This window comes from Mesorhizobium sp. M1D.F.Ca.ET.043.01.1.1, assembly GCF_003952385.1.
Taxonomy (GTDB): Bacteria; Pseudomonadota; Alphaproteobacteria; order Rhizobiales; family Rhizobiaceae; genus Mesorhizobium.
In genome coordinates, this window is record NZ_CP034444.1 from 4,310,672 (window position 1) to 4,334,021 (window position 23,350).

Here is a 23,350-nt window from a genome sequence, read left to right on the forward strand (position 1 = left end):
CACGCTTGTGTGTTCGTGTTCTTGCCTTGGTCAGCCCTTATATGCTGCACTGCAACATAAGCTGACGGCGCCAGCTCCGCCTTCGTTACGCAACGGCAGGCAGGCGCATCGAGACAAGGAACGTCATGGCGAAGAACGGCAAGGCGGAGCACAACAAGAAGATCAACATCGCGCTCCAGGGCGGCGGCTCGCACGGCGCCTTCTCATGGGGCGTGCTCGACCGCCTGCTCGAGGACGGCCGGCTGGAGATCGCGGCCGTGTCCGGCACCAGCGCCGGCGCCATGAACGCGGTGGCGCTGGCCGACGGCTTCGTGCGCGGCGGCGTCGAGGGCGCGCGCAAGAAGCTCGACGATTTCTGGCGCGCTGTGGCCTCGAAAGGCCGCTTCAGCCCGGTGCAGCGCATGCCGTGGGATGTCGTGTGGGGCAACTGGTCGATCGAGAACACGCCCGGCTATCTGTTCTTCGACACCATGTCGCGGGTGTTTTCACCCTATGTCGCCAATCCGCTCGGCCTCAACCCGCTGCGCGACGTGGTCGAGAAGGAGATCAACTTCCGCAACGTGCGCGCCTGCAAGTCGATGGAGCTCTTCATCTCGGCGACCAATGTCGAGACCGGACAGTTGCGCGTCTTCTCCGACGGCGAGATCGACCTCGACACGGTGATGGCGTCGGCCTGCCTGCCGCAATTGTTCCGCGCCGTCGAGATCAAGGGCGTGCCCTATTGGGACGGCGGCTATGGCGGCAATCCGGCGCTCTATCCGTTCTTCAAGACGGCGGCGACCGAGGATGTGCTGCTGGTGCAGATCAACCCGGTGGTGCGCGAGGGCACGCCGAAGAGCGCCAACGAGATCCAGAACCGCATCGACGAGATCACCTTCAACGCCGGGCTGCTACGTGAATTCCGCTCGATCGCCTTCGTCAAGGAACTGATCGCGGCCGGCCGCCTGCCGCATGGCGAATACCGCGACATCCGCATGCACAGGATCGACGCCGACGAGGCGTTCAAGGACCTCTCGGCCTCGTCCAAGGTCAACGCCGAATGGGCCTTCCTCGCCTATCTCCGCGACCTCGGCCGAAATGCCGCCAGCGACTGGCTGGAAGAAAACTACGACGCCGTCGGCAGCCGGGCGACGCTCGACCTGTCGGGCGAGCTCGACGACGGCTTCAAGCCCCTGCGCGGCCCGGCGCCGGGGCGGCGGGTCAAGGAATTCCTTGCAGCGCGCATCAAGCCGGAGTCGGCGCGCCGGCGAGCGTAGATCGCCCTTGAGTTTCTCGATCACGTTTTAGGTGGCGCTGATACTTACCATGCGGAAACCGGCGACGCGCTGGATTCACCCTCGACGGGCGAGTAGTTTACCTCGACGTAAACGGGAGATGGCGATGCTGCAGGCCAGGCAGAATGCCCTCGGGGTCAGGTTTGAAGCGCAGTGCAGGGCCTTCGAGAAGGAGCCCTTTCCCAGCCTCGAGGTGCGCAAGGACCGGCTGAAGCGCCTGCTGGCGCTGACCGAAAGGCATGAGGCCGAGATCTGCGCGGCGATCGACAGCGACTTTTCCGGCAGGGCTCAGCAGGAAACGCGGCTTGCGGAACTGTTCGTCGTTGGCGCCGGCATCCGGCATGCCGTTCGGCATCTGCGCGGCTGGATGCGCGAGCGCCGCGTCGCCACCAGCCTGCCCTTCCTGCCGGGCCGCAACCGGTTGCTGCCGCAGCCGCTCGGGGTCGTCGGCATCGTGTCGCCCTGGAACTATCCATTCCAGCTCGCCATCGCGCCGGCTACCGCCGCCTTAGCCGCCGGCAATCGCGTGCTGCTCAAGCCGTCGGAGCTGACGCCGAAGTTTTCGGACCTGCTTGCCCGCCTGGTCGAAGAGCATTTCTCTCCCGACGAGATGAGCGTGGTGGTCGGCGACGCCGAGGTCGGCAAGACATTCGTGTCGATGCCATTCGATCACCTCCTGTTCACCGGCTCGACTGCCGTCGGCCGCCAGGTGGCGCTGGCCGCGGCCGCCAACCTGACGCCGGTCACGCTCGAGCTCGGCGGCAAGTCGCCGGCGATCTTCGATGCGTCCTGTGATCTGGATGCCGCCGTCGCAAGCGTCGCCTACGGCAAGCTGTTGAACGCGGGCCAGACCTGCATCGCGCCGGACTATCTGATGGTGCCGCAAGGGCAAGGCGCGGCGATCGCCGCAAAACTTGCCGCCGCGATGGCGCGGCTCTATCCCAGTCTGCGCGACAATCCCGACTACACGGCGATCGTCAGCGAACGGCACCGCCAGCGGCTGAGCGACATGATCGCGGAGGCGCGCGAAAGCGGCGCCGATGTCACCGAGGTCAATCCGGCAAACGAGGAGCTTGGCGTGAGCGACCGCAAGCTGGCGCCCGTCCTGGTCCGCAATGCCGGCGAGAACTTGCGGCTGATGCGCGAGGAAATCTTCGGGCCGGCGCTGCCGATCCTCGAATACGGCACGGTCGACGACGCCATCGATCACGTGAACCGCGGCGAGCGGCCGCTCGCCCTCTACTGGTTCGGCAAGGACAGCGCCAGTCGCCATAGGGTGATGCGGGAAACCGTGGCCGGCGGCGTGACGGTCAACGACTGCATGATGCATCTGGTGCAGGAGCGGCAGCCGTTTGGCGGTGTCGGCGAGAGCGGCATGGGCGCCTATCATGGCGAATGGGGCTTTCGCACCTTCAGCAAGGAAAAGCCGGTCTTCGTCCAGTCCAGGCTGAGCGCCGGCGGCCTGCTCAGACCACCCTATGGCAGGATGTTCGAGCGGCTGTTCCGGCTGCTTAACTTGATCAGCTGACAGCATTTATTTTCGAGGTGGGCGCGTCCTCCGCATTGTCCCATGCCAATGCGCGGCGTCATTTCGCAAAAAAATTCTTCATCATACTGACGCCTGCTGCCATTCAGCGTCCGAACGCGCGAAAAACCGCCCCGATTGAGAAAAGCCGGGCAGTGGCGCATGTAAAAAAATGAAAAAAACCGGCGCGCCAAGCGCCGCGGCGCAATAATCCATCAAAGTTTCTGACTATATTGCACCGCAACTTTGCGGTAGAAGCGCGCTTCGCCGATCACGGCAAATTGAACATGGCTTTGCGCGCACCCATATCGGCCGCGCGCCCGGGATCGGATACGCCGACCCCGCCAGGCCAGCAACGGAAAAACGACGATGCCGAAAATCAGGTTTCACAAGCTTGCAGCCATTGCCGTGCTCATCGGATTCGCTGCCTGGATGGCAACGGGCGAGTTCTCGTCCGTGGGCAGCGCCGCCGACCACCAGAAGGCAGGAGAAGCGGGCAAGGCCGCGCAATCCGGGACCGAGAAGCCGAAGACGGCGGAGGCCGAGCCGAAGGCGGCATTGCGCACCGTCGCGGTGGTGACGCCGCCGCGCAAGACCTTCGCGCGGGCGATACGGATCTCGGGCCTGACCGAGGCCGACAAGCGCGCGGTGCTCGCCACCCGCGTCGCCGGCGTCATCGACAAGCTGCCGGTCAAGCAGGGTGATCACGTCAAGACTGGCGACCTGGTGCTGATGCTCGCCGCGGAGGAGAAGATCTCCAATGTCGACAACGCCAGGCAGCTCCTCGTGCAGCGCCAGGCCGAACTCGACGCGGCGCTGCGGCTGATGAAGACCGGCAACCTGCCCAAGCTACAGCTCGACACCGCCCGCTCGAACCTGACGGCGGCGCAGTCGATGCTGGAGACGGCACAGGCCGAACTGGACCGCAATGAAGTAAAGGCGCCGTTCGACGGCGTCATCGACCGCGTGCCGGTCGAGCTCGGCAGCTCGGTGATGCAGGGCGGCGAGGTGGCGACCATCCTCAAGCTCGATCCGGTGATCGCGCGCGGCGAGATCAGCGAGCGCGACCTGCGCTACATCAAGATCGGCGACGAGGCCAATGTGCGCCTGGTCAACGACCAGAAGGTCACCGGCACGGTGCGCTACATCAGCCGCGATGCCTCCTCGCAGACCCGCACCTTCCGCGTCGAGGTGGCGATCCCCAATGGCGACGGCTCCATCCCCGCCGGCATGACGGCCGAGATCACGCTCAGCGCCGAGCCGACCGACGCGGTCATGCTGCCGCGTTCGGTGGTGACGCTCGGCGACAAGGGAGATCTCGGCATCCGCGCCGTCGGCAAGGACGACAAGGTGGCGTTCTTCCCGATCGACCTCGTCGACGACACGCCGCATGGCCTGGTGCTGGGCGGCATCCCGCAGGATGCGCGCATCATCGTCGCCGGCCAGGAGCTGGTGAAGGAAGGCGATCTGGTGAAGCCCGTCGAGGCCGACCAGGCGACCATCAACAAGCTGATCAGCGAAGCCACGGCCGGCACGCAGTAGCGCGATCGTCCTGGCGCGTCGGGTCGCCCGGCGCCGCCGGCCAATGTCGCGGCTTCCAGGAAAACAGCAGGCATAAGTCATGGACATCGTCAGACTCGCCATCCACAACGCCCGCCTCACGATATCGGCGCTGATGTTCCTGCTCGCCGCGGGCTGGGTCGCCTATCAATCGACGCCGAAGGAAGCGGAACCCGACGTTCCGATTCCGATGATGTATGTCAGCCTGATCTACCAGGGCATCTCGCCGGAGGACTCCGAGCGCCTGCTGCTGAGGCCGATGGAAAGCAAGCTCAAGAGCCTCAAGGGGCTCAAGGAGATGCGCTCGGCCGCCTTCCAGGGTGGCGGCTACGTGCTGGTCGAGTTCCAGCCGCAGACCAATCTGGCGACGGCGCTGCAGGATACGCGCAGCAAGGTGCAAGACGCCAAGGCCGACCTGCCGCAGGCGGCCGAGGAGCCGACCGTCAACGAGGTCAACGTCTCGGAATTTCCGGTCCTGGTCGTCACCCTTTCCGGCGACGTGCCGGAGCGCGTGCTGACGTCCGCCGCGCGCGAGCTGCGCGACCGCATCGAGGAGGTGCCGGGCGTGCTGGAAGGCTCGCTTCAGGGCGCGCGCGACGATCTGGTCGAAGTCGTCATCGATCCGGTCAAGCTCTCCTCCTACGGGCTGCAGCTCGACCAGGTGATCCAGGGCGTCGGCGCCTCCAACAGCCTGGTCGCGGCCGGCAATCTCGAAGGCTCCGAAGGCAAATACGCCGTCAAGGTGCCGTCGCTGATCGAGACGCCGGAGGACGTCGCCAACCTGCCGGTCGTCGCCACGCCCAATGCCGTGGTGCAGGCCAAGGACGTCGCCACCGTGCGCTCGACCTTCAAGGATGCCGAGACGGTGACCCGCCTCGACGGCAAGCCGGCGATCGCCATCGAGGTCAAGAAGCGCATCGGGGCCAACCTGATCGACACGCTGACCCATGTCAGGGAGGTGTCGGACAATTTCATCAAGACCATGCCCGAGGGCATGCATGTCACCTACACGCAGGACAAGTCGGTCTTCGTCAACCAGCTGCTCGGCGACCTGCAGAACCACGTGATGATCGCGGTCATCCTGGTGTTCATCGTCATCCTCTACGCGCTGTCGGGACGGGCCTCGCTGCTGATCGGCCTCGCCATCCCGTCATCCTTCCTGATCGGCATCCTGCTGCTCGCCATGATGGGCTACACGATCAACATGATCGTGCTGTTCAGCCTCATCCTGGCGGTCGGCATGCTGGTCGACGACGCCATCATCGTCACCGAATTCGCCGAGCGGCGCATGAGCGAGGGCATGCCGAAGGCGGACGCCTTCGCGCTGGCCGCCAAGCGCATGGCCGGCCCGGTCATCGCGGCGACGATGACGCGCATCGCCGCGTTCTCGCCGCTGCTGTTCTGGCCCGGCATCATCGGCGACTTCATGAAGTACATGCCGATCACGCTGATCGTGACGCTGTCGGCCTCGATGCTCTATGCGCTGGTCTTCGCGCCGACGCTCGGCGCCATCTTCGCCAAGGCGCCGGCGCATCACGAAGAGGGCAATCGCGACGGCTGGTACATGGCCTTGGTCAAGCAGGCGGTGCGCTTTCCGATCACCGTCATCCTGCTCACGGTCTGCCTGCTGGTCGGCGTCGGCTTCGCCTATTCGAAATACGGCGCCGGAGTCGAGTTCTTCCCCAGCGTCGAGCCGGACTACGGCCTGCTCTACGTGCATGCCCGCGGCAATCTTTCGCTGGCCGAAATGGACGCCGCCACCAAGACGGCGGAAAGCCGCCTGCTCGGCTGGCCCGGCGTGAAATCGGTCTACACGCGCGTCGGCAAGACCCAAGGCGGCGGCCAGGACGTCCCGGAAGATGTCGTCGGCGTGATCCAGTATGAATTCGTCGATTGGCGCGAGCGCAAGTCGGCCAACCAGATCCTCGACGATCTGCGTGGTGTCATGGCCGGCATTCCCGGCGTCGATGTCGAAGTACGCGTGCCGGAGGCCGGTCCACCGACCGGCAAGCCGATCCAGATCAGGCTTTCGGCCGCCGACCCGGCCGGGCTCGACGACAAGGCGCGCACCGTCGCCGCGCGCATCGCCAAGATACCCAACGTCATCGATATTTCGGACGGCCTGCCGCCGCCCGGCGTCGACTGGGCGCTCGAGGTCGACCGCGCCAAGGCGGCGCAATACGGCATCAGCCCGACCTCGGTCGGCACGGTGGTGCAACTGGTCACGAACGGCCTCAAGCTGTCGGAATACCGGCCGGCCGGCGCCGACGACGCCGTCGACATCCGCCTGCGCCTGCCGGAAGACCGGCGCACGCTGTCGACGCTCGACGAGCTCCGGGTGCAGACCTCGCAAGGGTCGGTGCCGATCTCGAACTTCGTCGTCAGGAAGCCGGAGCCGACGGTCGGCATCCTCAACCGCATCGACGGCGCGCGCACAGTGGTGGTGCAAGCCAATGTCAGCGCCGGCGCGCAGGTGGCGGCGGTGCAGCAGCAAGTCACTCAGGCCGTCGCCGACATGGATCTCGGCAGCGGCATCCGCTGGAAGCTCGCCGGCTCCAACGAGGACAGCGCCGAGGCCAGCGCCTTCCTGAGCAAGGCCTTCGGTGCCGCGATCTTCCTGATCTTCCTGGTGCTCCTGGCGCAGTTCAACAAGTTCACCAGCGTGTGGCTTGTTCTGTCCTGCGTGGTCATGGCGACGATCGGCGTGTTCCTGGGGCTGCTTCTGACCGGCGAGGCCTTTGGCATCGTCATGTCGGGCATCGGCGTCATCGCGCTCGCCGGCGTGGTGGTGAACAACAACATCGTGCTCATCGACACCTATGACCGGTTGCGCGAGGAGGGCTGGGACAAGATGGACGCGGTGCTGCAGACCTGCCGCGAACGCGCCCGGCCGGTGGTGCTGACGGCGGTCTCGGCCATCCTCGGCGTGCTGCCGATCGCCTTCGGCCTTGGCCTGGAGATCTTCCATCACGAGACGACGATCAACGCGCCGTCGACGCAATGGTGGATCTCGCTGTCCTCGGCGATCGTCTTCGGCCTGTCCTTCGCCACCTTGCTGACGTTGGTGGTGACGCCGTCGATGCTGATGGTGTTCACCCGCGCCAAGGTGAAGCCTGGCGCGCGGCGCGGCTGGTTCGGCCGCCTGTTCCGTCGCGGCAAGATGTCGGCCGATCAACCGGCGACCGAGCCCGGCACCGAGCCGGCGATCGCCTTCCCGAAGGCCGCGGAATAGGGGTTTTCGAAATCCAAACGCAAAAAGCCGCCCGGGAACAACCGGGCGGCTTTTTGCATTGTTCCCTTGAGGTTCAACCAACCGGCGAGGGCATTTTCATGACGATCGGCACACTTCTCGTAATAATCCTGATCCTGATCCTAATCGGCGCCGTGCCGGCATGGCCGCATTCGCGCGCCTGGGGCTACGGGCCGTCGGGGATCGTCGGCGTAATCCTGGTCATTCTGCTGATCATGTTGCTGTTGGGACGGATCTGATCAGGCGGCCTCGCGCGAAGTCGCGGCGCCAATGCCGATATCCTGCATGGCTTCCGCCACCGCTTGGTCGAGTGGGGTGTGCGGGATTTCGCCGATGACCTCTTGCAGCCGCGCCGAGACCAAACGGTGCGGCTGGAAGCGCAGATAGGACATCGAGACGATCTCGCGCCACATGGCCACGAACGGGCTGCCGGCGCGCAGCACCCACCAGGGCATGAAGGAAAGTTTGAGCCTGCGTGCCAGCGCCTTCTCGGCCGCGGCCTTGATGTCGAGGTCGGTGATGGCGTGGCCTGGGAAATTCAGGGCCTCATAGAAGCCGAGCTTGTCGAGATTGCGCGCCAGTCCGACGAAAGCCACAGCAAAATCGGGCAGATAGGCCCATTCATGCGTGAGGTCCGCCGGGCCGGGTGCGGTGTAGACGCCCTTCTTCATCTTGGCGGCGACGACGAGGTCGAACCAGCCGCCGCTGCCGGTGCCGCCGAAGAAGTCGCCGGCGCGCAGGAGGATGGTACGCACGCGGCCGGCATCGGCCTCGCGGCGGAACAGCTCTTCCATGGCGCACCGGATCCGGCCCTTCTCGGTCGTCGGATGGAAAGGCGTGTCCTCGGCGATCAGCTGCGGCATCGGCGAGCCGTAATTGTAGACGGTGCCGGGGAAGAGATGCAGCGCGTTGTTGGCGCGGCAGGCGGCCATGACGTTCTCGGCCATCGGCAGGCACTTGCCCCAATCGGTGTAGATCGGGTTCAGGCCGTTGAAGACAATGTCGACGGCTTCCGTCGCGCGGATCAGCGACTGGCGGTCCAGCGCGTCGCCGGCGACGGCGATAGCGCCCTTGAGCTCGGCCGGCACCTTGCCGCTGCGGGTGACGGCGCGGACGTCGAAGCCGGCGTCGATGAAGGCCTTGGCGACCATGCGGCCGAGCCGGCCATTGGCGCCCAGAACTGCGATCTTGGTCATTTGTCGTCTCCGTTGCTTGCGTTTGCCCCGCTAATCTGATGCCTCCATCAATGAATGAAAATTGACTAGGATTGGCGATCTGATATTCAAGAATGAATGGCAGAATTCGACTGGAACCTGATCAAGAGCTTCGTCGCGGTCGCGGAGACCGGCAGCCTTTCGGCCGCTGCCCGCAGGCTGGAGGCCAGCCAGCCGACGCTCGGCCGCCACATCGCCGAGCTGGAGCAGGCGATGGGCGTCACGCTGTTCCGGCGCGGGCGGCGCGGCTATGAGCTCACCGAAGCCGGCGGCGCGCTCCATGAGCGCGGGCGGGCGGTCAGCGAGCAGGCCAACGCCTTCTCGCTGCTGGCGCTGGGATCGGTCGAGGCGATCGAGGGCACGGTGCGCATTGCCGCCTCGGAGGTGGTCGCGGCCTGCGTGCTGCCCGAAATGACGGCGCGTCTCGGCGAGGAGGAGCCGGGCATAGAGGTCGAGATCGTCGCCTCGAACCAGGTCGAGAACCTTTTGCGCCGCGACGCCGACATCGCCATCCGCATGGTCAGGCCGGCGCAGAACGAACTGGTGGCGCGCAAGATCACCGACATCGCGCTTTGCCTGTGCGCGGCGAAATCCTATCTCGACCGGCACGGCCGCCCGCAAAAGCCCGCCGACCTCGCCGACCATGCCCTGGTCGGGTTCGACCGCAGCGACGAGATCATTCGCGGCTTCACCGCTTTTGGCATCGCGGTCGGCCGCGCCGACTTCCGCTTCAGGACCGACAACCAGATCGTGCTTTGGCAAGCGCTGCGGGCAGGAAACGGCATCGGCATCGGCCAGGAGCCGCTTGCGAACCGCGATCCGGACCTGGAGAAGCTTTTGCCGGAGGTTCCCTTGCCCGTGCTACCGGTGTGGCTTGCCATGCATCGCGATGTGCGCACCAGCATGCGCATCCGCCGGGTGGCGGATTTCCTGCATGAAGAGCTGAAGCGCTATTCGGCCGGCGCCGGCTAGAGCATGATGCCGAAAAGTGTGAAGCGGTTTTCGGACGACATCATGCTCTATTTCTCTGATCCTAGAGCCGGATGGATTTCAGGTCGATCCGACCTGAAATCCATCCGGCTCAGCGGCGAATTCGGCCCGCTGAGCGAGGCTCGCCATCAACAGCACGATGACCAGCAGGCCGGAAAGCGCGATGAAGATCGGGCCGAAGCTCGAGTGCTCCGCGACGAAGCCGATCGCCGACGGCGCCACCAGGATGCCGGAATAGCCCATCGTGGTGACCACGCTCATGCCGGTGCCCGACGACATGCCTTCCTGGTTGCCGCCGGCCGAGAACAGGATCGGCACCATGTTGGCGATGCCGAAGCCGCAGAAGGCGAATGCGGCAATGGCGAGATAAGGCGAAGGCGAGAGGCCGGCCACGAGCATGCCGGCGGCGGCGACAAGCGCCGAGCCGCGCAGCGTCGCCACCGCGCCGAAGCGGTTGCGCACGCCGTCGCCCAGGAAACGCATCATCGCCATGACACCTGAGAAGGCAGCATAGGCAAGGCCGGCAATCGCAAGGTCGGCGCCGAGCTCCTGTTGGAGATAGAGCGCCGCCCAGTCGAGCACCGCGCCCTCGGAAACCATGGTGAGCAGCGCCATCAGCCCGACCAGATAGACGATCGTGCGCCGCGGCAGCGTGAACTTCCGATGCTCGGCGGCCTGCGGCCTGTCCTCGGCGATCAAATAGCCGATCGCGAAAGCGATCAGAGCGAAGGCGATCGCCGTCACGACGATCGCATGCGCCAGGTAGCCGCAGGTCTGGATGGTGTAGCCGCCCAACGCGCCGCCGGCGAAGCCGCCCAGGCTCCAGAAGCCATGCGAGGACGACATGATCGCCCGCGACAGCCGCCGTTCGACGACCACGGCATTGGAGTTCATGGCGACGTCCATACCGCCGATCGATCCGCCGAAGATGAGCATGGCGATTGCCGCGAGCGGCACATTGGGCGCGAGCGCCACGACCAGCAGGCCGAAACTGCCGCAAAGGCCGAACCAGCGCAGCACGGCGCGCGAGCCGTGCCTGGAGATGAGATGGCCGCACCAGGTCATCGCCATCACCGCGCCGACGCCGAACAAAAGGATCAGCAGGCCGAGCGTGAATTTCGAGATGTCCAGCCTGGTGAGGAACACCGGGATCTGCGGCGCCCAGCTGCCGGTGAGGAAGCCATTGGCGAGGAAGATGCCGGCAACGGCCCAGCGGCCGCGCGTCGCGGCATGCATTGTTGTCTGCGCGCTCATGGTCTGTCCGCTACGCGAAATGGTTTGGGCGGCAAATTAGATCGATTCAATTTGGGGTCAAGCGCCTGGCCGCGAAAGCGTGTGGGCCAAGTCGAAGGGCGGCGACGGAATAAGATCTGTAGTGATCCTTAGCGCCCCCCTCTGTCCCGCCGGGGTCAAATCCCGTGCACCGCGCTGCTAATTCAATGATCCTTCGGCCGCTTCGCCTCGAACTCGGCCTTCTTGGCGTCCGACGCCTCCGTCTGGTTGAGCGCCTGCCACTCGGCATAGGGCATGCCGTAGATGATCTCGCGCGATTCATCCTTGGAGAGCGCGACGCCGTCGGCCTCGGCTGCCTCGCGATACCAGTTCGACAGGCAGTTGCGGCAGAAGCCGGCGAGGTTCATGAGGTCGATATTCTGGACGTCGCCGCGCTCGCGCAGGTGATCGACCAGCCGGCGGAAAGCGGCGGCCTCGAAATCGCGTTTCTGTTCGTCGCTGAGTTCGGTCATTTCGTAGATCCTGGCCTGACGGCCTTTTCACACCGGCCCTGTGCGCGAGCCGAACATCTTCACCTGGTGTATATCGGCACGGCGGTCGATGGCGTCAACGATCGGGGCCAGCCGTTCCGCCCATGCGAGAGCGCCGGCGCGGTCGGCGATCAGGTCCTGGCGGATCTCGATCAGCGCATGGGCGTAACCGTTGACGATGGCGTGGCGGAACATGGTGTCGCCGCGCAGCGCGCCGTCATAGGGTTCGTTGTCGCCGACGACGAGCGCCTTGTCGGCGGCCAGCATGTCGATCAGCGGCCGCGCCACGCGGTCGTCGCGGTCCCACAGGATGCCGACATGCCAGGGGCGGATGAAGCCTTGCATGCGCGGGGTGAAGGAGTGCACCGAGAAGATGAAGGGCGCTTTCCCGGAAGCGTGCGCCACCGAGGAAATCATCGCCCCGACGGCGTCGTGATAGGGCCGGTAGAAGCGGTCGAGGCGCTTCTCCCGCTCGTCTTCGGCCATGGGATAGTTTCCCGGCACGATGGTGCCGTCATAGAGCTGGCGGATCAGCGTTGGGTCGTCCTCGCCGCGGTTGGGGTCGATCAGAAGCCGGGAGAAGCCGGCAAGCAGGGCCGGCGCGTCGAGCGCCGCCGCCAGCTCGCGGGTGACCGTCTCGACGCCGATGTCATAGGCGATGTGGCGCTCGAACTCCGCCGCCGGCAGGCCGAGGCTGCCATACTCTTCCGGCAGGTCGCGGCGGGCATGATCGGCCAGAAGCACGATGCCTTTCTTGCGGTCGCCCTCGACGATGTCGAAAGGCGCGAAAGCTGTGGATCGGGTCATCGGCTGAAAACGGGTCTGTTCGCTGGCGTTCGGGCAGGGTGTTATCGTCATTCCACGAAGAGGACTGAGGCGCAATGCCGTTGTTTGGCCACGGTTTCTGCAAAAAATCCCGAATGGGACGACTGACCGCACGCCTGCAGCGCCGCGCGTCCTCTTGGACACGCAAAGGACGCTGTAGCACTTTGATTTTAGCGCATGATCCTTTCCGGAAATCGATTCCGATCTTCGGGGTCATGCGCGAGCCTTTCTAAATCGATTGGAATTGAACAAAACGGCGCGTTGACATGCGCCCGGAGTTTGCTGAAAAGGGCTTCGAGAGATGCAGATGTGGTTCGCGAAGGGATTTGGGATGGGTTTCGCCGGCAGGCCGCGCAAGCGCCTGACCCTGCCGCTCCTGATCTTTGGCGCGGTTCTCGGCGCGCTTTGCGCGACCTCGCCGGCGCGCGCCGACTTCCGCGTCTGCAACGCGACGCAGAACCTGGTCGGCGTCGGCATCGGCTATCGCGCCAAGGCCGGCTGGATCACCGAAGGCTGGTGGCATATCGAAGGATCGACCTGCAAGACGCTGATCGAGGGACCGCTGTCATCAAGGTTTTACTATCTTTATGCAGAAGACGCCGAGCGCGGCGGGCGTTGGGACGGCCCGATCAACATGTGCGTCGCCGAAAAAGAGTTCAAGATCGCCGGCGTGAATGATTGCGTCGCCCGGGGCTTCCAGCGCGCCGGATTTCAGGAATATGACACGGGCGAGCAGGCAAGCTGGATGGTCCAGCTGACCGACGAGCCCGCAACGGGAGGCGCGCCAGCGACCCCCGCCCCGGGAACGAACAGTCAATGAGACGCAATCGCAAGGTCAAGATCCTCGCCACCATCGGTCCGGCTTCCTCGTCCGAGGAGATGCTGAAGAAGCTCTTCGAGGCGGGCGCCGACGTCTTCCGCATCAACATGAGCCATACCGACCACGAGCTGATGCGCACGCTGGTCGGCCGCATCCGCGCCGTCGAGGCCGCCGTCGGCCGGCCGATCGGCATCCTGGCCGACCTGCAGGGGCCGAAGCTCAGGGTTGGCAAGTTCGCCAATGGCAAGGAAGCGCTGACCGTCGGCCAGACCTTCACGCTCGATGACAATCCGGAGCCCGGCACGTCCAGCCGTGTCTACCTGCCGCATCCTGAAATCCTGAGCTCGGTCGAGGCCGGTCACCGTCTCCTGATCGACGACGGCAAGCTGGAGCTCAAGGCTCTGAGGAGCGACGGCAAGTCGATCACCTGCACGGTCGTCGCCGGCACCGGCATTTCCGACAAGAAGGGCGTCAGCCTGCCCGACACCGACCTGCCGGTCGGGGCGCTGACCGAGAAGGACCGCGCCGATCTCGACGCGGTGCTTGCGGCAAGCGTCGACTGGGTGGCGCTGTCATTCGTGCAGCGGCCGGAGGATCTGGCCGAAGCGCGCAAGATCGCGCGCGGCCGGGCCCTGATCATGGCCAAGATCGAAAAGCCGCAGGCAGTCGCCCGTCTGGCCGAGATCATCGAGCTGTCCGACGCGTTGATGGTCGCGCGCGGCGATCTCGGCGTCGAGATGCCGCTGGAAGCCGTGCCCGGCATCCAGAAGCAGATCACACGCGCCGCGCGCCGCGCCGGCAAGCCGGTGGTGATCGCCACCCAGATGCTGGAATCGATGATCACCGCGCCCGTGCCGACCCGTGCCGAGGTATCGGACGTATCGATCGCCGTGTTCGAGGGCGCGGACGCGATCATGCTTTCCGCCGAATCCGCCGCCGGCGCCTATCCGGTCGAGGCTGTCGCCATGATGAACCGCATCGCCACCAAGGTCGAAACCGACCCGACCTATGCCGGCATCATCAACGCCCAGCGCTCGGAGCCGGAAGCGACCGGAGCGGACGCGATTTCGCTTGCCGCCCGTGAGATCGCCGAGACGCTGAAACTGTCGGCGATCATCACCTACACCGCCTCCGGCACCACTGGGCTGCGCGCCGCGCGCGAGCGGCCGCAGGTGCCGATCGTGGCGCTGTCGCCGATCGTCAACACGGCGCGGCGGCTGTCGCTCTTGTGGGGCACGCATTGCGTGGTCTCGGAGGACGCCATCGACCTAGACGACATGGTCGACCGGGCCTGCCGCATCGCGCTCGACGAAGGTTTCGGCAAGCCGGGCGACCGGATCATCATCACGGCCGGCGTGCCGCTCAGGACACCCGGCTCGACCAACATGCTGCGGATTGCCTATGTCGGGTCGGAAACGCATTAGGTATGCCGATATTCAGGTGAGGCCGGCCTGCAAGTCGCGGCTTCCTGCGTTTAGCCCGGCGCGAGTTCCACGTCCGGAACCTTGAGCTCGGGGCATCTGCCGGCGCCTTGCGTGTCGTCGGCAATCCGCTCCTCTACCATGCCGGCCATAGCCTGCAGATCGATGTCCTTGCCCGCGACCTTTTCGATGGCGCCGACGACGAGATCGGGCGCGACCCAGTCCGGTTTGTGGCCGAGGTTGCGGACCCAGACCAATTCGGCGCCGGAAACGTCGCGCTCCAGGCCGATCGAATGGATCGTCGCGTAGACCACCTTGTCGCGATCGCCCGAAATGACGACCGTCGGCACCTTGAGTTCACGGTACCCGGGCGAGGCCGCGCGCACATAGTCATATAACTGGGCCACATCGCGGGCGTTGGCGCGGAACGCCCGCGGCCTCAACACCAAGGGGATCGCGGCTTTTTCGATGTAGTCCTGCGGTGCATTGTTAGGCGAAAAGACGCAGGCCGTCGCGTCGCCGATCTGCAGCATGCCCGCCGGATAGGCAATCGTCTCGGAAAACAGCCAGCCGACCACGGGCATGGCGGTCAGCTTGTAGTACCAGGCCGTCGCGCCGCCCGGCCAGGGATGGCTGACGGGCGCCAGGAAGACGAGGCCGAGCGTCTTTTCCGGGTGTTTTCGAGCAAAGGCGGTGGTGACCGCGCCGCCGAAGGAGTGGCCGACGATGACGGCTCCGGCGATGCCGAGGCGATCCATCAGCGCGGCGATGGTGTCGGCCTGCGCGGCAAGCGTTTCGTTGTTGCCCGCCCCGCGCTCCGACCAGCCGAAACCCGGCCGGTCGAGGAAGAGCAACTCGGCGCGGCCTTCGAGCAGGGGCTGCAGCGGCAGCATCTGGTCCTTCAGATTGGCGCTGGCGCCATGGATGAAGACGACCGGCGGCAGGTCGGCGGCTGGGGCGGCTGGAATGTGAACGTAGTGGATACGGGCGCCGTCAATGTCGGCGAATTGGCCGACCGGAGGGTTGCGGCGCTCGACCAGCCAGGCACCGGTGCGGGTGACGCCGGCGAGGGCGAAGACGAGTGCGGTAAGGAAGAGGAGCGCGGCGCAGATGAGATTCATAGGGGAGTGGGGCAGCAGGGGAGTAGGGGAGTAGGGCGGTAGGCGGCGGGTGTGCTCTTTTCCCTACTGCCTTATTCCCTACTCCCCTAAAGAATCAAATGCCTTCGCCGGCCAGTTCTTCCGAAAGCGCCGATACCTGGTCCTGGGCGCTGCGCATCATCGGATAGATGGCGAGCACTTTCTGCCAGGCTTCCAGCGCCGACTGCTTGTGGCCGGTTTCGGTCATGATCTGCGCCAAGCCGGAAAGCGCGCCGAAATGGCGGGGTTCGAGATGCAGCGTATGGTCGATGTCCGACATCGACTTCCCGTAATTCTTCATCAGGAAATGCACGGTGGCGCGGCGATTCCAGCCTTCGGCATAGTCGGGCTGCAAGGTCACGACCTGGTCGAGGAAGTCGAGCGCGACGTCGAATTTCTGGTCTTCCGTCGCTTTTTGCGCCCATTGCATCATCAGGTCGATTGAGGCGCTGCCGGACTGGTTCCACTCGTTCCAGATGCGGCCGGCGATGCGTTCGGCGGCCTTTTCGTTGCGCTCGCGTTTGAGATCGCCAAAGAGCTGGTCGAGGCGCCCCTGCCTGGTCGAAGCAACGGGCGGCAGCGTGATGGCCGGCGGCGGTGGGGCGGCGGACGGCTGCGCGGCCTGATCCTCGGCCGACGCAGGCGAGGCAGCACATGCCAGGAGAACGCCGGTGAAGAATGCAAAAAGAATCCGCATCGCCGGAATCTAACGCCGGACGGCGGATCGTCAAAATGATTTTAGCGTGAGAGGGCCGGCGAACCGGCAATCGACATCAGCTCGGCGCGGCCTCTTTGTGCATGTCGTTGCCCAGAACCCGGTTCTGGGCGACATGCATCAAGCCGCGCGCAGGTCTCAGCCCTGGCGCGCCTTGTAGCGCGGAGCGGTCTTGTTGATGATGTAGATGCGTCCCTTGCGGCGAACCAGCCGGTTGTCGCGGTGACGCGCCTTGAGCGCCTTGAGCGAATTCTTGATCTTCATGGTCTTGCCTGTTCGGTCGGGGGCCCGGTCCCGGGCCGAATTTTAAAGGCGCGCCCGAAAAAAGCGCGCCTTTGAACTTGCGTGGCTCATAAACGAGGAGCCTTGCCCGTGTCAACCGCAAGCGCGCAACTCTGATACCCTCAACTGGCGCGCTCATCAAATATTCGCCATCCGGATCGCGGCGCATTGCGCGACTCGGGAGCTGCTGGGATGCTGCCCCGACGCAAAGCGATTGGAGATCCAGCATGCGCCGTCTCTTCCTGCCAGCCAGCCTCGTCCTCCTGGCAACCGCCCCGGCAGCCTGGGGACAAGAATGCGACCGCAACGACGACAGCCAGTCGATGATGACGATTTGCGCCAACACCGACTATGAAGCGGCGGATGCCAAGCTCAACGCCGCCTACAAGGATATCGTCGGCGGCAATGACGAGAACGCCAACAAGCTGCTGCAGACGGCGCAACGCGCCTGGATCGCCTTCCGGGACGCCGAATGCGCCTATTCGACCGCCGACAGCGAGGGCGGCTCCATCCATCCGATGGAGGTTTCGCAATGCCTGACGGAGCTCACTAACGAGCGCACCAAGCAGATCACCTCCGGGCCAAACTGTCGGGACGGCGACCCGAGTTGCGCCAGCCCGGACGAGGACGAAGACCAGGATATGCAGTAGACGGGATTAGCCCCGCCGAAGAATCCGGGTGAAATGGCCCATCTTGCGGCCGGGGCGGGACTCCGCCTTGCCGTAGAGATGCAGCATCAGGTCGGGCTCGGCGAGCAGCGCCGGGACCTTCAGCATGTCGTCGCCAACCAGGTTTTCCATGACGCAGTCGCAATGGCGGGCCGCTGAGCCCAGCGGCAGGCCGGCGACGGCGCGGATATGCTGCTCGAACTGCGAGACGGTTGCTGCGGCCTCGGTCCAGTGGCCGGAATTGTGGACGCGCGGCGCCAGCTCGTTGGCCAGCAGCGAGCCGTCGGCGAGGACGAAGAACTCGACGCCGATGACGCCGACATAGTCGAGCGCGGCGAGGATTTTTGCAGCCGCATCCTTGGCTGCCTCGGCCGTATCGGATCCAATGGCGGCAGGCAGGGTCGAAGTTCGCAGAATGCCTTCGCGGTGGACGTTCTCGGCCGGATCGTAGGCGGCCGTCGAACCGTCCTGTGCCCGCGCGGCGATCACCGAAATCTCGCGCTCGAAGGCGACCAGCGATTCGAGGATAAGCGGCACATTGCCCATCGCCTCGCAGGTGCCGGCAAAGCCGCCGCTTTCCATGTTGCGGAAGACGCGCTGGCCCTTGCCGTCATAGCCCAGGCGGCGCGTCTTCAAGACGCCGCTGCCGCTGAACTTCTTCAGCGCCACAGTCAGCTGGTCGTCATCATCGACGGGGCAGAACTGCGCCGTCGGAATGCCGATGCCGTTCAGGAAACTCTTCTCGGTGACGCGATCCTGCGCGACTTCGAGCGCGCGGGCCGGCGGATGGACCGGAACGCGCGCGGCGAGCGTTTCGGCCGCTTGAACCGGAACGTTCTCGAATTCGTAGGTGACGACGGCGCTGGCGCCGGCCAGCTCAGCGAGCGCCGTGGCATCGTCATAGGCGGCGACGATCTGCCGGTTGGCGACCTGTGCCGCCGGGCAATCGGGCTGCGGTTCCAGCACGATGGTGCGATAGCCGAGGCGGGCGGCGGCCATCGCCAGCATGCGGCCGAGCTGGCCGCCGCCGATGATGCCGATGGTCGATCCCGGAGCCAGGCTCACGGCGTATCCGCCGGCTCGCTGGCGACCTTGGCCGTCTGGGCGGCGCGCCAGGCGTCGAGCCGGGCGGCGAGCTTTTCATCGTTGAGCGCCAGCACCGCTGCGGCGAGAAGCGCCGCATTGGCGGCCCCGGCCTTGCCGATGGCTAAAGTGCCGACCGGAATGCCGGCCGGCATCTGCACGATGGAAAGTAGCGAATCCTGGCCGGACAGCGTCTTGGATTCGACCGGCACGCCGAAGACGGGGAGCGGCGTCATTGCCGCCGTCATGCCGGGCAAATGCGCCGCGCCGCCAGCGCCGGCGATGATCACCTTGTAGCCGGCCGCCTTGGCGCCCTTGGCGAAGTCATAGAGGCGGTCGGGCGTGCGGTGCGCCGAGACGATCAGCCTTCTGTGCGGGATGCCCAGCGCGTCCAGCGTTTCCGCCGCCTGGCGCATCGTCGCCCAGTCGGACTGGCTGCCCATGATGATGGCGACGTCGGCACTCTGGTCGGTCAAGGTGTGGCTCCGCGGCGGCAAAGGCGCGCCTTAGCGGAATTCGCCAAAAGCCGCAAGGATTGCGGCGATTTGGCAGTGTCTCAGTTTGAATTTCTGAGCCACGGGATAGTCGCACGGCATTCACTCTCAGCCGCCTCAGCGGTTTCGTAAAATCCTCCTCCGAAGCCGTTTTCGGAAGGCGCCCAATAAGCATATCTCTCGTTGAGGCCGTGTTTGCCCTCGTACCAAGCGTCCTCATGGAATGTGAAATAAGAAGCGTCACCTACTTCAAATCTGACGATATTGGCCCGTGCAAGCCGATCATCTCGATAGATCGTTTTGAATACAGTGCTCATCCTAGTCGCTTTTTGTAAGGGCCGCGCTTTCCTGGCTTCGGTGCAACGGCGTCCATCATCTCGCAAAGATCTTCCCTCGACCAGAGCGTTTGTGACACGCCAGCCGCTCTTTGTAGGCGTCATTTTCCGCGACTTGTGATGCAGGCTTAGTCCGGCCAGCGCAGCGCCCCGGCAGAATCCTTGCGGGCCGCTTTCATTGCATCTACGGGACGCTCCTTGGCCGTCAGAATGGCGCGCAGTTGCTCGGCCACGATCTCCGCTTCGCCCGGATGGAGGTTGCACGGGTCGAGGAAGAAATGGCCGCGCTCGACCTCGTGGTTGCGCACGATGACCGGCGGCGAGCCGGCGGCCAACGCCGATGCGAGGCCGGCAGCGGTGAAGCGGCTTTCCGGGCGCACGAAGACCTGCAGGCGATCGAGCGGATTGGCGGTCGGGTCGGGGATGATCTGCGCGCCGATGCCGGGAATGCCCTGGAGTGCGTCCTTCCACAGATTGAGCGCCGCCTCCTCGCGGCGACGGATCCCGGCATGGTCGCGCTTCTCCCAGGCCTCGAGCGCGGCCATGGTGCCGGCGATGCTTTCCTTGCCGACCTTCATGGCCCGCGCCACGCCGCGGTTCTGCAGATAGGCGGCGCGGACGAGATCCTTGCGGCCGGTGACGATGCCGCTGGTCGGGCCGCTCAGGAATTTGTGGCCGCTATAGACGACGATGTCGGCGCCGCGCGCGAGGAAGCTGCGCAGGTCGTATTCGGAAGCCGCATCGACGATCACCGGAATGTTTTTGGCGTGACAAATCTCGCAGAATTCCTCCAGCGAAAGCATGCCGTATTGCACGGTGTGGTGCGCGACGACGTAGAGTGCGGCCGCCGTGCGGTCGTTGATCGCCTCGCGCACGTGGTAATCCTGCGTGACGCTGACCGTGCCGGCGGGGATTGCTTTGGCGCCGGCGACGCGGATCGACTGGTCGATCGGCGCGCCGTAATTGACGATGTGGCCGAGCTGGATGACGACCTCGGACTTCAGCCCTTCGGTGTCGTCCGGCAGCCGTTCCATTGCCAAAAGGTTGGTGCCGGTCATCGCGCCGGCGATCGCCATGGTGATGCCTGAGGCACAGCAGGCGGTGATGAAGCCGGCCTCGCCGCCGGTGAGGCGCGCAATGACGGTGCTCGCGGCGCGCTGCAGATCGTCCATCTCCACCCATTGCGAGGCGATTTCGGCCATGGCGCTGATCGCCTCGGGAACGATGATCGAGGCGCCCAGCGTCGTCATCGTGCCGGACACGTTGATGATCGGGCGAAGGCCGAGACGCTCGCGGATTGTCATGTTGGAGATCGTCATCTCAAGAAAATCCCATTCTGAAAGGCCTTAGGCGGCGATCTCGACCACCGCCTCGATTTCGACCGTGATGTTGCCGGGCAGCGAGCCGACGCCGATGGCCGAGCGCGCGTGCCCGCCGATCCTATCAAAGACGTTGGCGAAAAGATCGGAGCATCCGTTGACCACTTTCGGGTGATCGCTGAAGTTGGGCGTCGCGTTGACGAAGCCGAGCAGTTTCACTACGCGCACGATGCGGCCGAGATCGCCCGCCGCCGCATGCATGACGGCAAGCAGATTGAGGCCGGTGAGGCGGGCATGCTCATAGGCCTGCTCGACGGTGACATCCTCGCCGACCTTGCCGGTGCAGAGCGTGCCGTCGGAGCGCAGCGGCCCCTGGCCGGAGAGGAAGATAAGCCGGCCGCTCTCGGCATGGGTAACGAAGTTGGCGATGGGCGTCGGCGGCTCGGGCAGCGTCAGGCCGAGTTCGGCGAGCCGGATGTAAGGCGTCATGCAAGAAGGCTCCCCAGGATGGCTTCAGCCATCCGTTGTCGACGATGAATGGCGAAGATCATCCGATTTCAGAAATGCGAGGCGCGGAAGCGCGCCAGGAAGGTACGCAATCGCTCGTTGGTCGTCTCCGAAGCGAGGACCTCCTTCGGCGGTCCGACGGCGCTGACGCCGCCATCGGCCATGAAGACGATGCGGCTGGACGCATCGCGGGCAAACGCCATTTCGTGCGTCACCATCACCATGGTCATGCCGTCTTCGGCGAGGCTCTTCACCACGGCCAGCACCTCGGCGACAAGCTCCGGGTCGAGTGCCGAAGTGATCTCGTCGAGCAGCAGGATTTTCGGTTCCATGGCGACCGCCCGGGCAATGCCGACTCGCTGCTGCTGGCCGCCCGAAAGCTCGGCAGGCAGGCTGTCGGCCTTGTGGGCGAGACCGACGCGGCCCAGCCAATGTTCGGCGATCGAGCGCGCCTCGGCATTGCTCTTGCCGCGCACCTTGGTGAGGCCGAGCATGATGTTGCCGGCCGCCGTCAGATGCGGGAAGAGGTTGAAGCCCTGGAAGACCATGCCGGTCTCGGCGCGCATGGCGGCCAGGTCGCGTTCGCTGCGCCGCTGCCGTGCGCCGCCGTCGCGAAAACCGACCTCCTTGCCGTCGATGCGGATGGAGCCGCTGTCGTAGCTTTCAAGGAAGTTGACACAGCGCAGCAGCGTGGTCTTGCCGCTGCCGGACGGCCCGATGACGGTGACCACCTCGCCCTTCGCCACCTTGAGGCTGACCGAGCCCAGCACCCCGACCGAGCCAAAGGATTTTGAGACCTCGGCTATATCGAGAAGTGCTGGGCTGTCGTTGGAGCTTATGGCCATCGTGCTATTCCCGGATGAAGGCAAAGCGCTGCTCCAGCCGCCGGCTGGCCGCCGAGAGCGCGTAGTTGACGGAGAAATAGAGGAGGGCGCCGAGGATATAGAGCGGCATCGCCTCATAGGTGCGACCGATGACCTGGTTGATGGCCTGCATGAGATCGGTGATGCCGAGCAGCGAGACCAGCGCGCTGCCTTTCACCGCGTCGGTCACGCCGTTGATCCAGGGCGGCAGGAAACGGCGGAAGGCCTGCGGGAAGATGACGTAGGCGAGGCGCTGGCGGAAGGTCAGGCCGATCGCCATCGCCGCCTCGGACTGGCCCTTCGGGATAGAGGCGACGGCGCCGCGCAGATATTCGACGACCTGGGCGGTCTTGAACAAGGTCAGCGCCAGCACGGCGGCCCAGAAGGACTGCAAGTGCACGCCGACCGCCGGCAGACCGTAATAGACGAAGAAGATCAGCACCAGGATCGGGATGCCGCGAATGGTGTCGCTGAAGATGCGCACCGCCCAGCGCAACGGCGCCGGGCCGTAGACGAGGCCGACGCCAAGGATCACGCCGGCAATCAGCGACAGCACCACGACCAGCAAAGACACCCAGAGCGTCAGCGCGAAGCCTTGGGCGAGAAAGGGCAGGGCATAGGCGATCTGGCCAAGCATCAGCGCGCCGTCCTGTACCAGCGCTCGACAAGCCGCAGCGCGAAGAGAAGTGCATAGCCGGTCACCAGATACATCGCCGTCACCACGAGATAGACCTCGACGATGCGGAAGGTGTTGAAGTTGATCCACTGGGCGCCATAGGTCAGCTCGGGCACCGAGATGACGGATGCGACGGACGTGTCCTTGAACAGCGAGATGAACGTGTTCGACAGCGCCGGCAGCGTGATGCGCATCATCGTCGGCAGACGCACATGGATAAGCCGCTGCCAGGGCGTGAGCCCGATCGCCTTGCCGGCGTCGATCTGGCCGCGAGGCACGGCCTCGAGGCCGGAGCGGAAAACCTCGACCAGATAGGCGCCGCTATAGAGCGCCAGTGTCGCCACGAAGGAGGTCTGCGCGCTGTAGGCGAGGTCGACGATGGTAGGCAGGCCGTAGAAGACCAGATAGACCAGCAGGATCAGCGGCACGTTGCGGATGAATTCGACATAGGTCGCGATGACGCCGCGTACGACGCGCCCGGCCGAGACGTACCAGACTGCCAGCACCAGCCCGATGACGATGCCGATGGCGATCGAGATCACGGCAAGCTCGAGGCTGAGCAGAAGCCCGCCCCACAGCTTGTCGAAATGCCGCCAGATCAGATTGAAATTGAGCGTATAGCCCATG

At 65.1% G+C, this 23,350-nt stretch carries 24 protein-coding genes; 9 read left to right on the top strand and 15 right to left on the bottom strand.

Annotated elements, in window-relative coordinates:
- Positions 1-125: 125 nt before the first annotated feature.
- The 5 genes from EJ067_RS20885 (at position 126) to EJ067_RS20905 (ending at position 7,848) form a co-directional block, all read left to right on the top strand.
- Positions 126-1,256: a patatin-like phospholipase family protein gene (locus EJ067_RS20885; RefSeq protein ID WP_126087153.1), complete on the top strand. Its 1,131-nt coding sequence runs from the start codon at positions 126-128 to the stop codon at positions 1,254-1,256.
- A 124-nt stretch (positions 1,257-1,380) separates the two neighbouring features.
- Positions 1,381-2,802, top strand: a complete 1,422-nt coding sequence (locus tag EJ067_RS20890; RefSeq protein WP_126087154.1) for a coniferyl aldehyde dehydrogenase — start codon at positions 1,381-1,383, stop codon at positions 2,800-2,802.
- 366 nt (positions 2,803-3,168) lie between these two features.
- Positions 3,169-4,341: an efflux RND transporter periplasmic adaptor subunit gene (locus EJ067_RS20895; RefSeq protein ID WP_126087155.1), complete on the top strand. Its 1,173-nt coding sequence runs from the start codon at positions 3,169-3,171 to the stop codon at positions 4,339-4,341.
- 79 nt (positions 4,342-4,420) lie between these two features.
- Complete coding sequence (locus EJ067_RS20900; protein WP_126087156.1) at positions 4,421-7,591, top strand: efflux RND transporter permease subunit; 3,171 nt, start codon at positions 4,421-4,423, stop codon at positions 7,589-7,591.
- Between the two features lie 98 nt (positions 7,592-7,689).
- Complete coding sequence (locus EJ067_RS20905) at positions 7,690-7,848, top strand: DUF3309 family protein (protein WP_126087157.1); 159 nt, start codon at positions 7,690-7,692, stop codon at positions 7,846-7,848.
- Here EJ067_RS20905 and EJ067_RS20910 read toward each other — a convergent pair whose 3' ends face one another.
- Positions 7,849-8,805, bottom strand: coding sequence for an SDR family oxidoreductase (locus EJ067_RS20910; RefSeq protein WP_126087158.1), 957 nt, complete (start codon positions 8,803-8,805; stop codon positions 7,849-7,851). It lies immediately after the preceding gene.
- 96 nt (positions 8,806-8,901) lie between these two features.
- Between EJ067_RS20910 and EJ067_RS20915 the strand changes: the two genes are divergently transcribed.
- Complete coding sequence (locus EJ067_RS20915) at positions 8,902-9,795, top strand: LysR family transcriptional regulator (protein ID WP_126087159.1); 894 nt, start codon at positions 8,902-8,904, stop codon at positions 9,793-9,795.
- A 78-nt stretch (positions 9,796-9,873) separates the two neighbouring features.
- On the opposite strand, the gene EJ067_RS20920 is transcribed toward EJ067_RS20915, so the two are convergent.
- The 3 genes from EJ067_RS20920 to EJ067_RS20930 form a co-directional block, all read right to left on the bottom strand.
- On the bottom strand, positions 9,874-11,067 hold the full coding sequence (locus tag EJ067_RS20920; protein ID WP_126087160.1) for an MFS transporter: 1,194 nt from the start codon (positions 11,065-11,067) through the stop codon (positions 9,874-9,876).
- Between the two features lie 182 nt (positions 11,068-11,249).
- The gene (locus tag EJ067_RS20925; protein ID WP_126087161.1) at positions 11,250-11,558 is read right to left on the bottom strand and encodes a DUF1244 domain-containing protein; all 309 of its coding nucleotides are present in this window, start codon (positions 11,556-11,558) and stop codon (positions 11,250-11,252) included.
- A 27-nt stretch (positions 11,559-11,585) separates the two neighbouring features.
- Positions 11,586-12,383 (bottom strand): N-formylglutamate amidohydrolase, encoded by a 798-nt coding sequence (locus EJ067_RS20930; protein WP_126087162.1) that lies wholly within the window; start codon positions 12,381-12,383, stop codon positions 11,586-11,588.
- Positions 12,384-12,732: 349 nt separating this feature from the next.
- Between EJ067_RS20930 and EJ067_RS20935 the strand changes: the two genes are divergently transcribed.
- Positions 12,733-13,221 carry a DUF1036 domain-containing protein gene (locus EJ067_RS20935; protein ID WP_126089678.1) on the top strand — a complete coding sequence of 163 codons (489 nt, stop codon included), beginning with the start codon at positions 12,733-12,735 and terminating at the stop codon, positions 13,219-13,221.
- Complete coding sequence (gene pyk / locus EJ067_RS20940) at positions 13,218-14,645, top strand: pyruvate kinase (protein ID WP_126087163.1); 1,428 nt, start codon at positions 13,218-13,220, stop codon at positions 14,643-14,645. The genes EJ067_RS20935 and pyk overlap by 4 nt, the downstream gene beginning before the upstream one ends.
- Positions 14,646-14,695: 50 nt before the next feature.
- On the opposite strand, the gene EJ067_RS20945 is transcribed toward pyk, so the two are convergent.
- The 3 genes from EJ067_RS20945 to ykgO form a co-directional block, all read right to left on the bottom strand.
- Positions 14,696-15,763 (bottom strand): alpha/beta hydrolase, encoded by a 1,068-nt coding sequence (locus EJ067_RS20945; RefSeq protein WP_126087164.1) that lies wholly within the window; start codon positions 15,761-15,763, stop codon positions 14,696-14,698.
- 94 nt (positions 15,764-15,857) lie between these two features.
- On the bottom strand, positions 15,858-16,478 hold the full coding sequence (locus tag EJ067_RS20950; protein ID WP_126087165.1) for a hypothetical protein: 621 nt from the start codon (positions 16,476-16,478) through the stop codon (positions 15,858-15,860).
- A gap of 156 nt (positions 16,479-16,634) precedes the next feature.
- Positions 16,635-16,760 carry a type B 50S ribosomal protein L36 gene (gene ykgO / locus EJ067_RS20955; protein ID WP_040974291.1) on the bottom strand — a complete coding sequence of 42 codons (126 nt, stop codon included), beginning with the start codon at positions 16,758-16,760 and terminating at the stop codon, positions 16,635-16,637.
- 245 nt (positions 16,761-17,005) lie between these two features.
- Here ykgO and EJ067_RS20960 point away from each other — a divergent pair, with 245 nt between their 5' ends.
- On the top strand, positions 17,006-17,428 hold the full coding sequence (locus tag EJ067_RS20960; RefSeq protein ID WP_126087166.1) for a lysozyme inhibitor LprI family protein: 423 nt from the start codon (positions 17,006-17,008) through the stop codon (positions 17,426-17,428).
- Between the two features lie 6 nt (positions 17,429-17,434).
- Here the strand turns inward: EJ067_RS20960 and EJ067_RS20965 are convergent, their stop codons facing one another.
- From EJ067_RS20965 to EJ067_RS21000, 8 genes are all read right to left on the bottom strand, one after another.
- Positions 17,435-18,511, bottom strand: a complete 1,077-nt coding sequence (locus EJ067_RS20965; RefSeq protein ID WP_126087167.1) for a 5-(carboxyamino)imidazole ribonucleotide synthase — start codon at positions 18,509-18,511, stop codon at positions 17,435-17,437.
- Positions 18,508-19,005: a 5-(carboxyamino)imidazole ribonucleotide mutase gene (gene purE, locus EJ067_RS20970; RefSeq protein WP_126087168.1), complete on the bottom strand. Its 498-nt coding sequence runs from the start codon at positions 19,003-19,005 to the stop codon at positions 18,508-18,510. Before purE ends, EJ067_RS20965 begins: the two co-directional genes overlap by 4 nt.
- An 80-nt stretch (positions 19,006-19,085) precedes the next feature.
- A complete protein-coding gene (locus tag EJ067_RS20975) occupies positions 19,086-19,340 on the bottom strand; it encodes a hypothetical protein (protein WP_126087169.1) in 255 nt (84 codons plus the stop codon).
- A 146-nt stretch (positions 19,341-19,486) separates the two neighbouring features.
- On the bottom strand, positions 19,487-20,677 hold the full coding sequence (locus EJ067_RS20980) for an aminotransferase class V-fold PLP-dependent enzyme (RefSeq protein ID WP_126087170.1): 1,191 nt from the start codon (positions 20,675-20,677) through the stop codon (positions 19,487-19,489).
- Between the two features lie 27 nt (positions 20,678-20,704).
- A complete protein-coding gene (locus EJ067_RS20985) occupies positions 20,705-21,166 on the bottom strand; it encodes a RidA family protein (RefSeq protein ID WP_126087171.1) in 462 nt (153 codons plus the stop codon).
- A 68-nt stretch (positions 21,167-21,234) separates the two neighbouring features.
- On the bottom strand, positions 21,235-22,029 hold the full coding sequence (locus EJ067_RS20990) for an amino acid ABC transporter ATP-binding protein (protein ID WP_126087172.1): 795 nt from the start codon (positions 22,027-22,029) through the stop codon (positions 21,235-21,237).
- 4 nt (positions 22,030-22,033) lie between these two features.
- Positions 22,034-22,684, bottom strand: a complete 651-nt coding sequence (locus tag EJ067_RS20995; protein ID WP_126087173.1) for an amino acid ABC transporter permease — start codon at positions 22,682-22,684, stop codon at positions 22,034-22,036.
- Positions 22,684-23,349 (bottom strand): amino acid ABC transporter permease, encoded by a 666-nt coding sequence (locus EJ067_RS21000; protein ID WP_126087174.1) that lies wholly within the window; start codon positions 23,347-23,349, stop codon positions 22,684-22,686. Before EJ067_RS21000 ends, EJ067_RS20995 begins: the two co-directional genes overlap by 1 nt.
- Position 23,350: the final 1 nt, after the last annotated feature.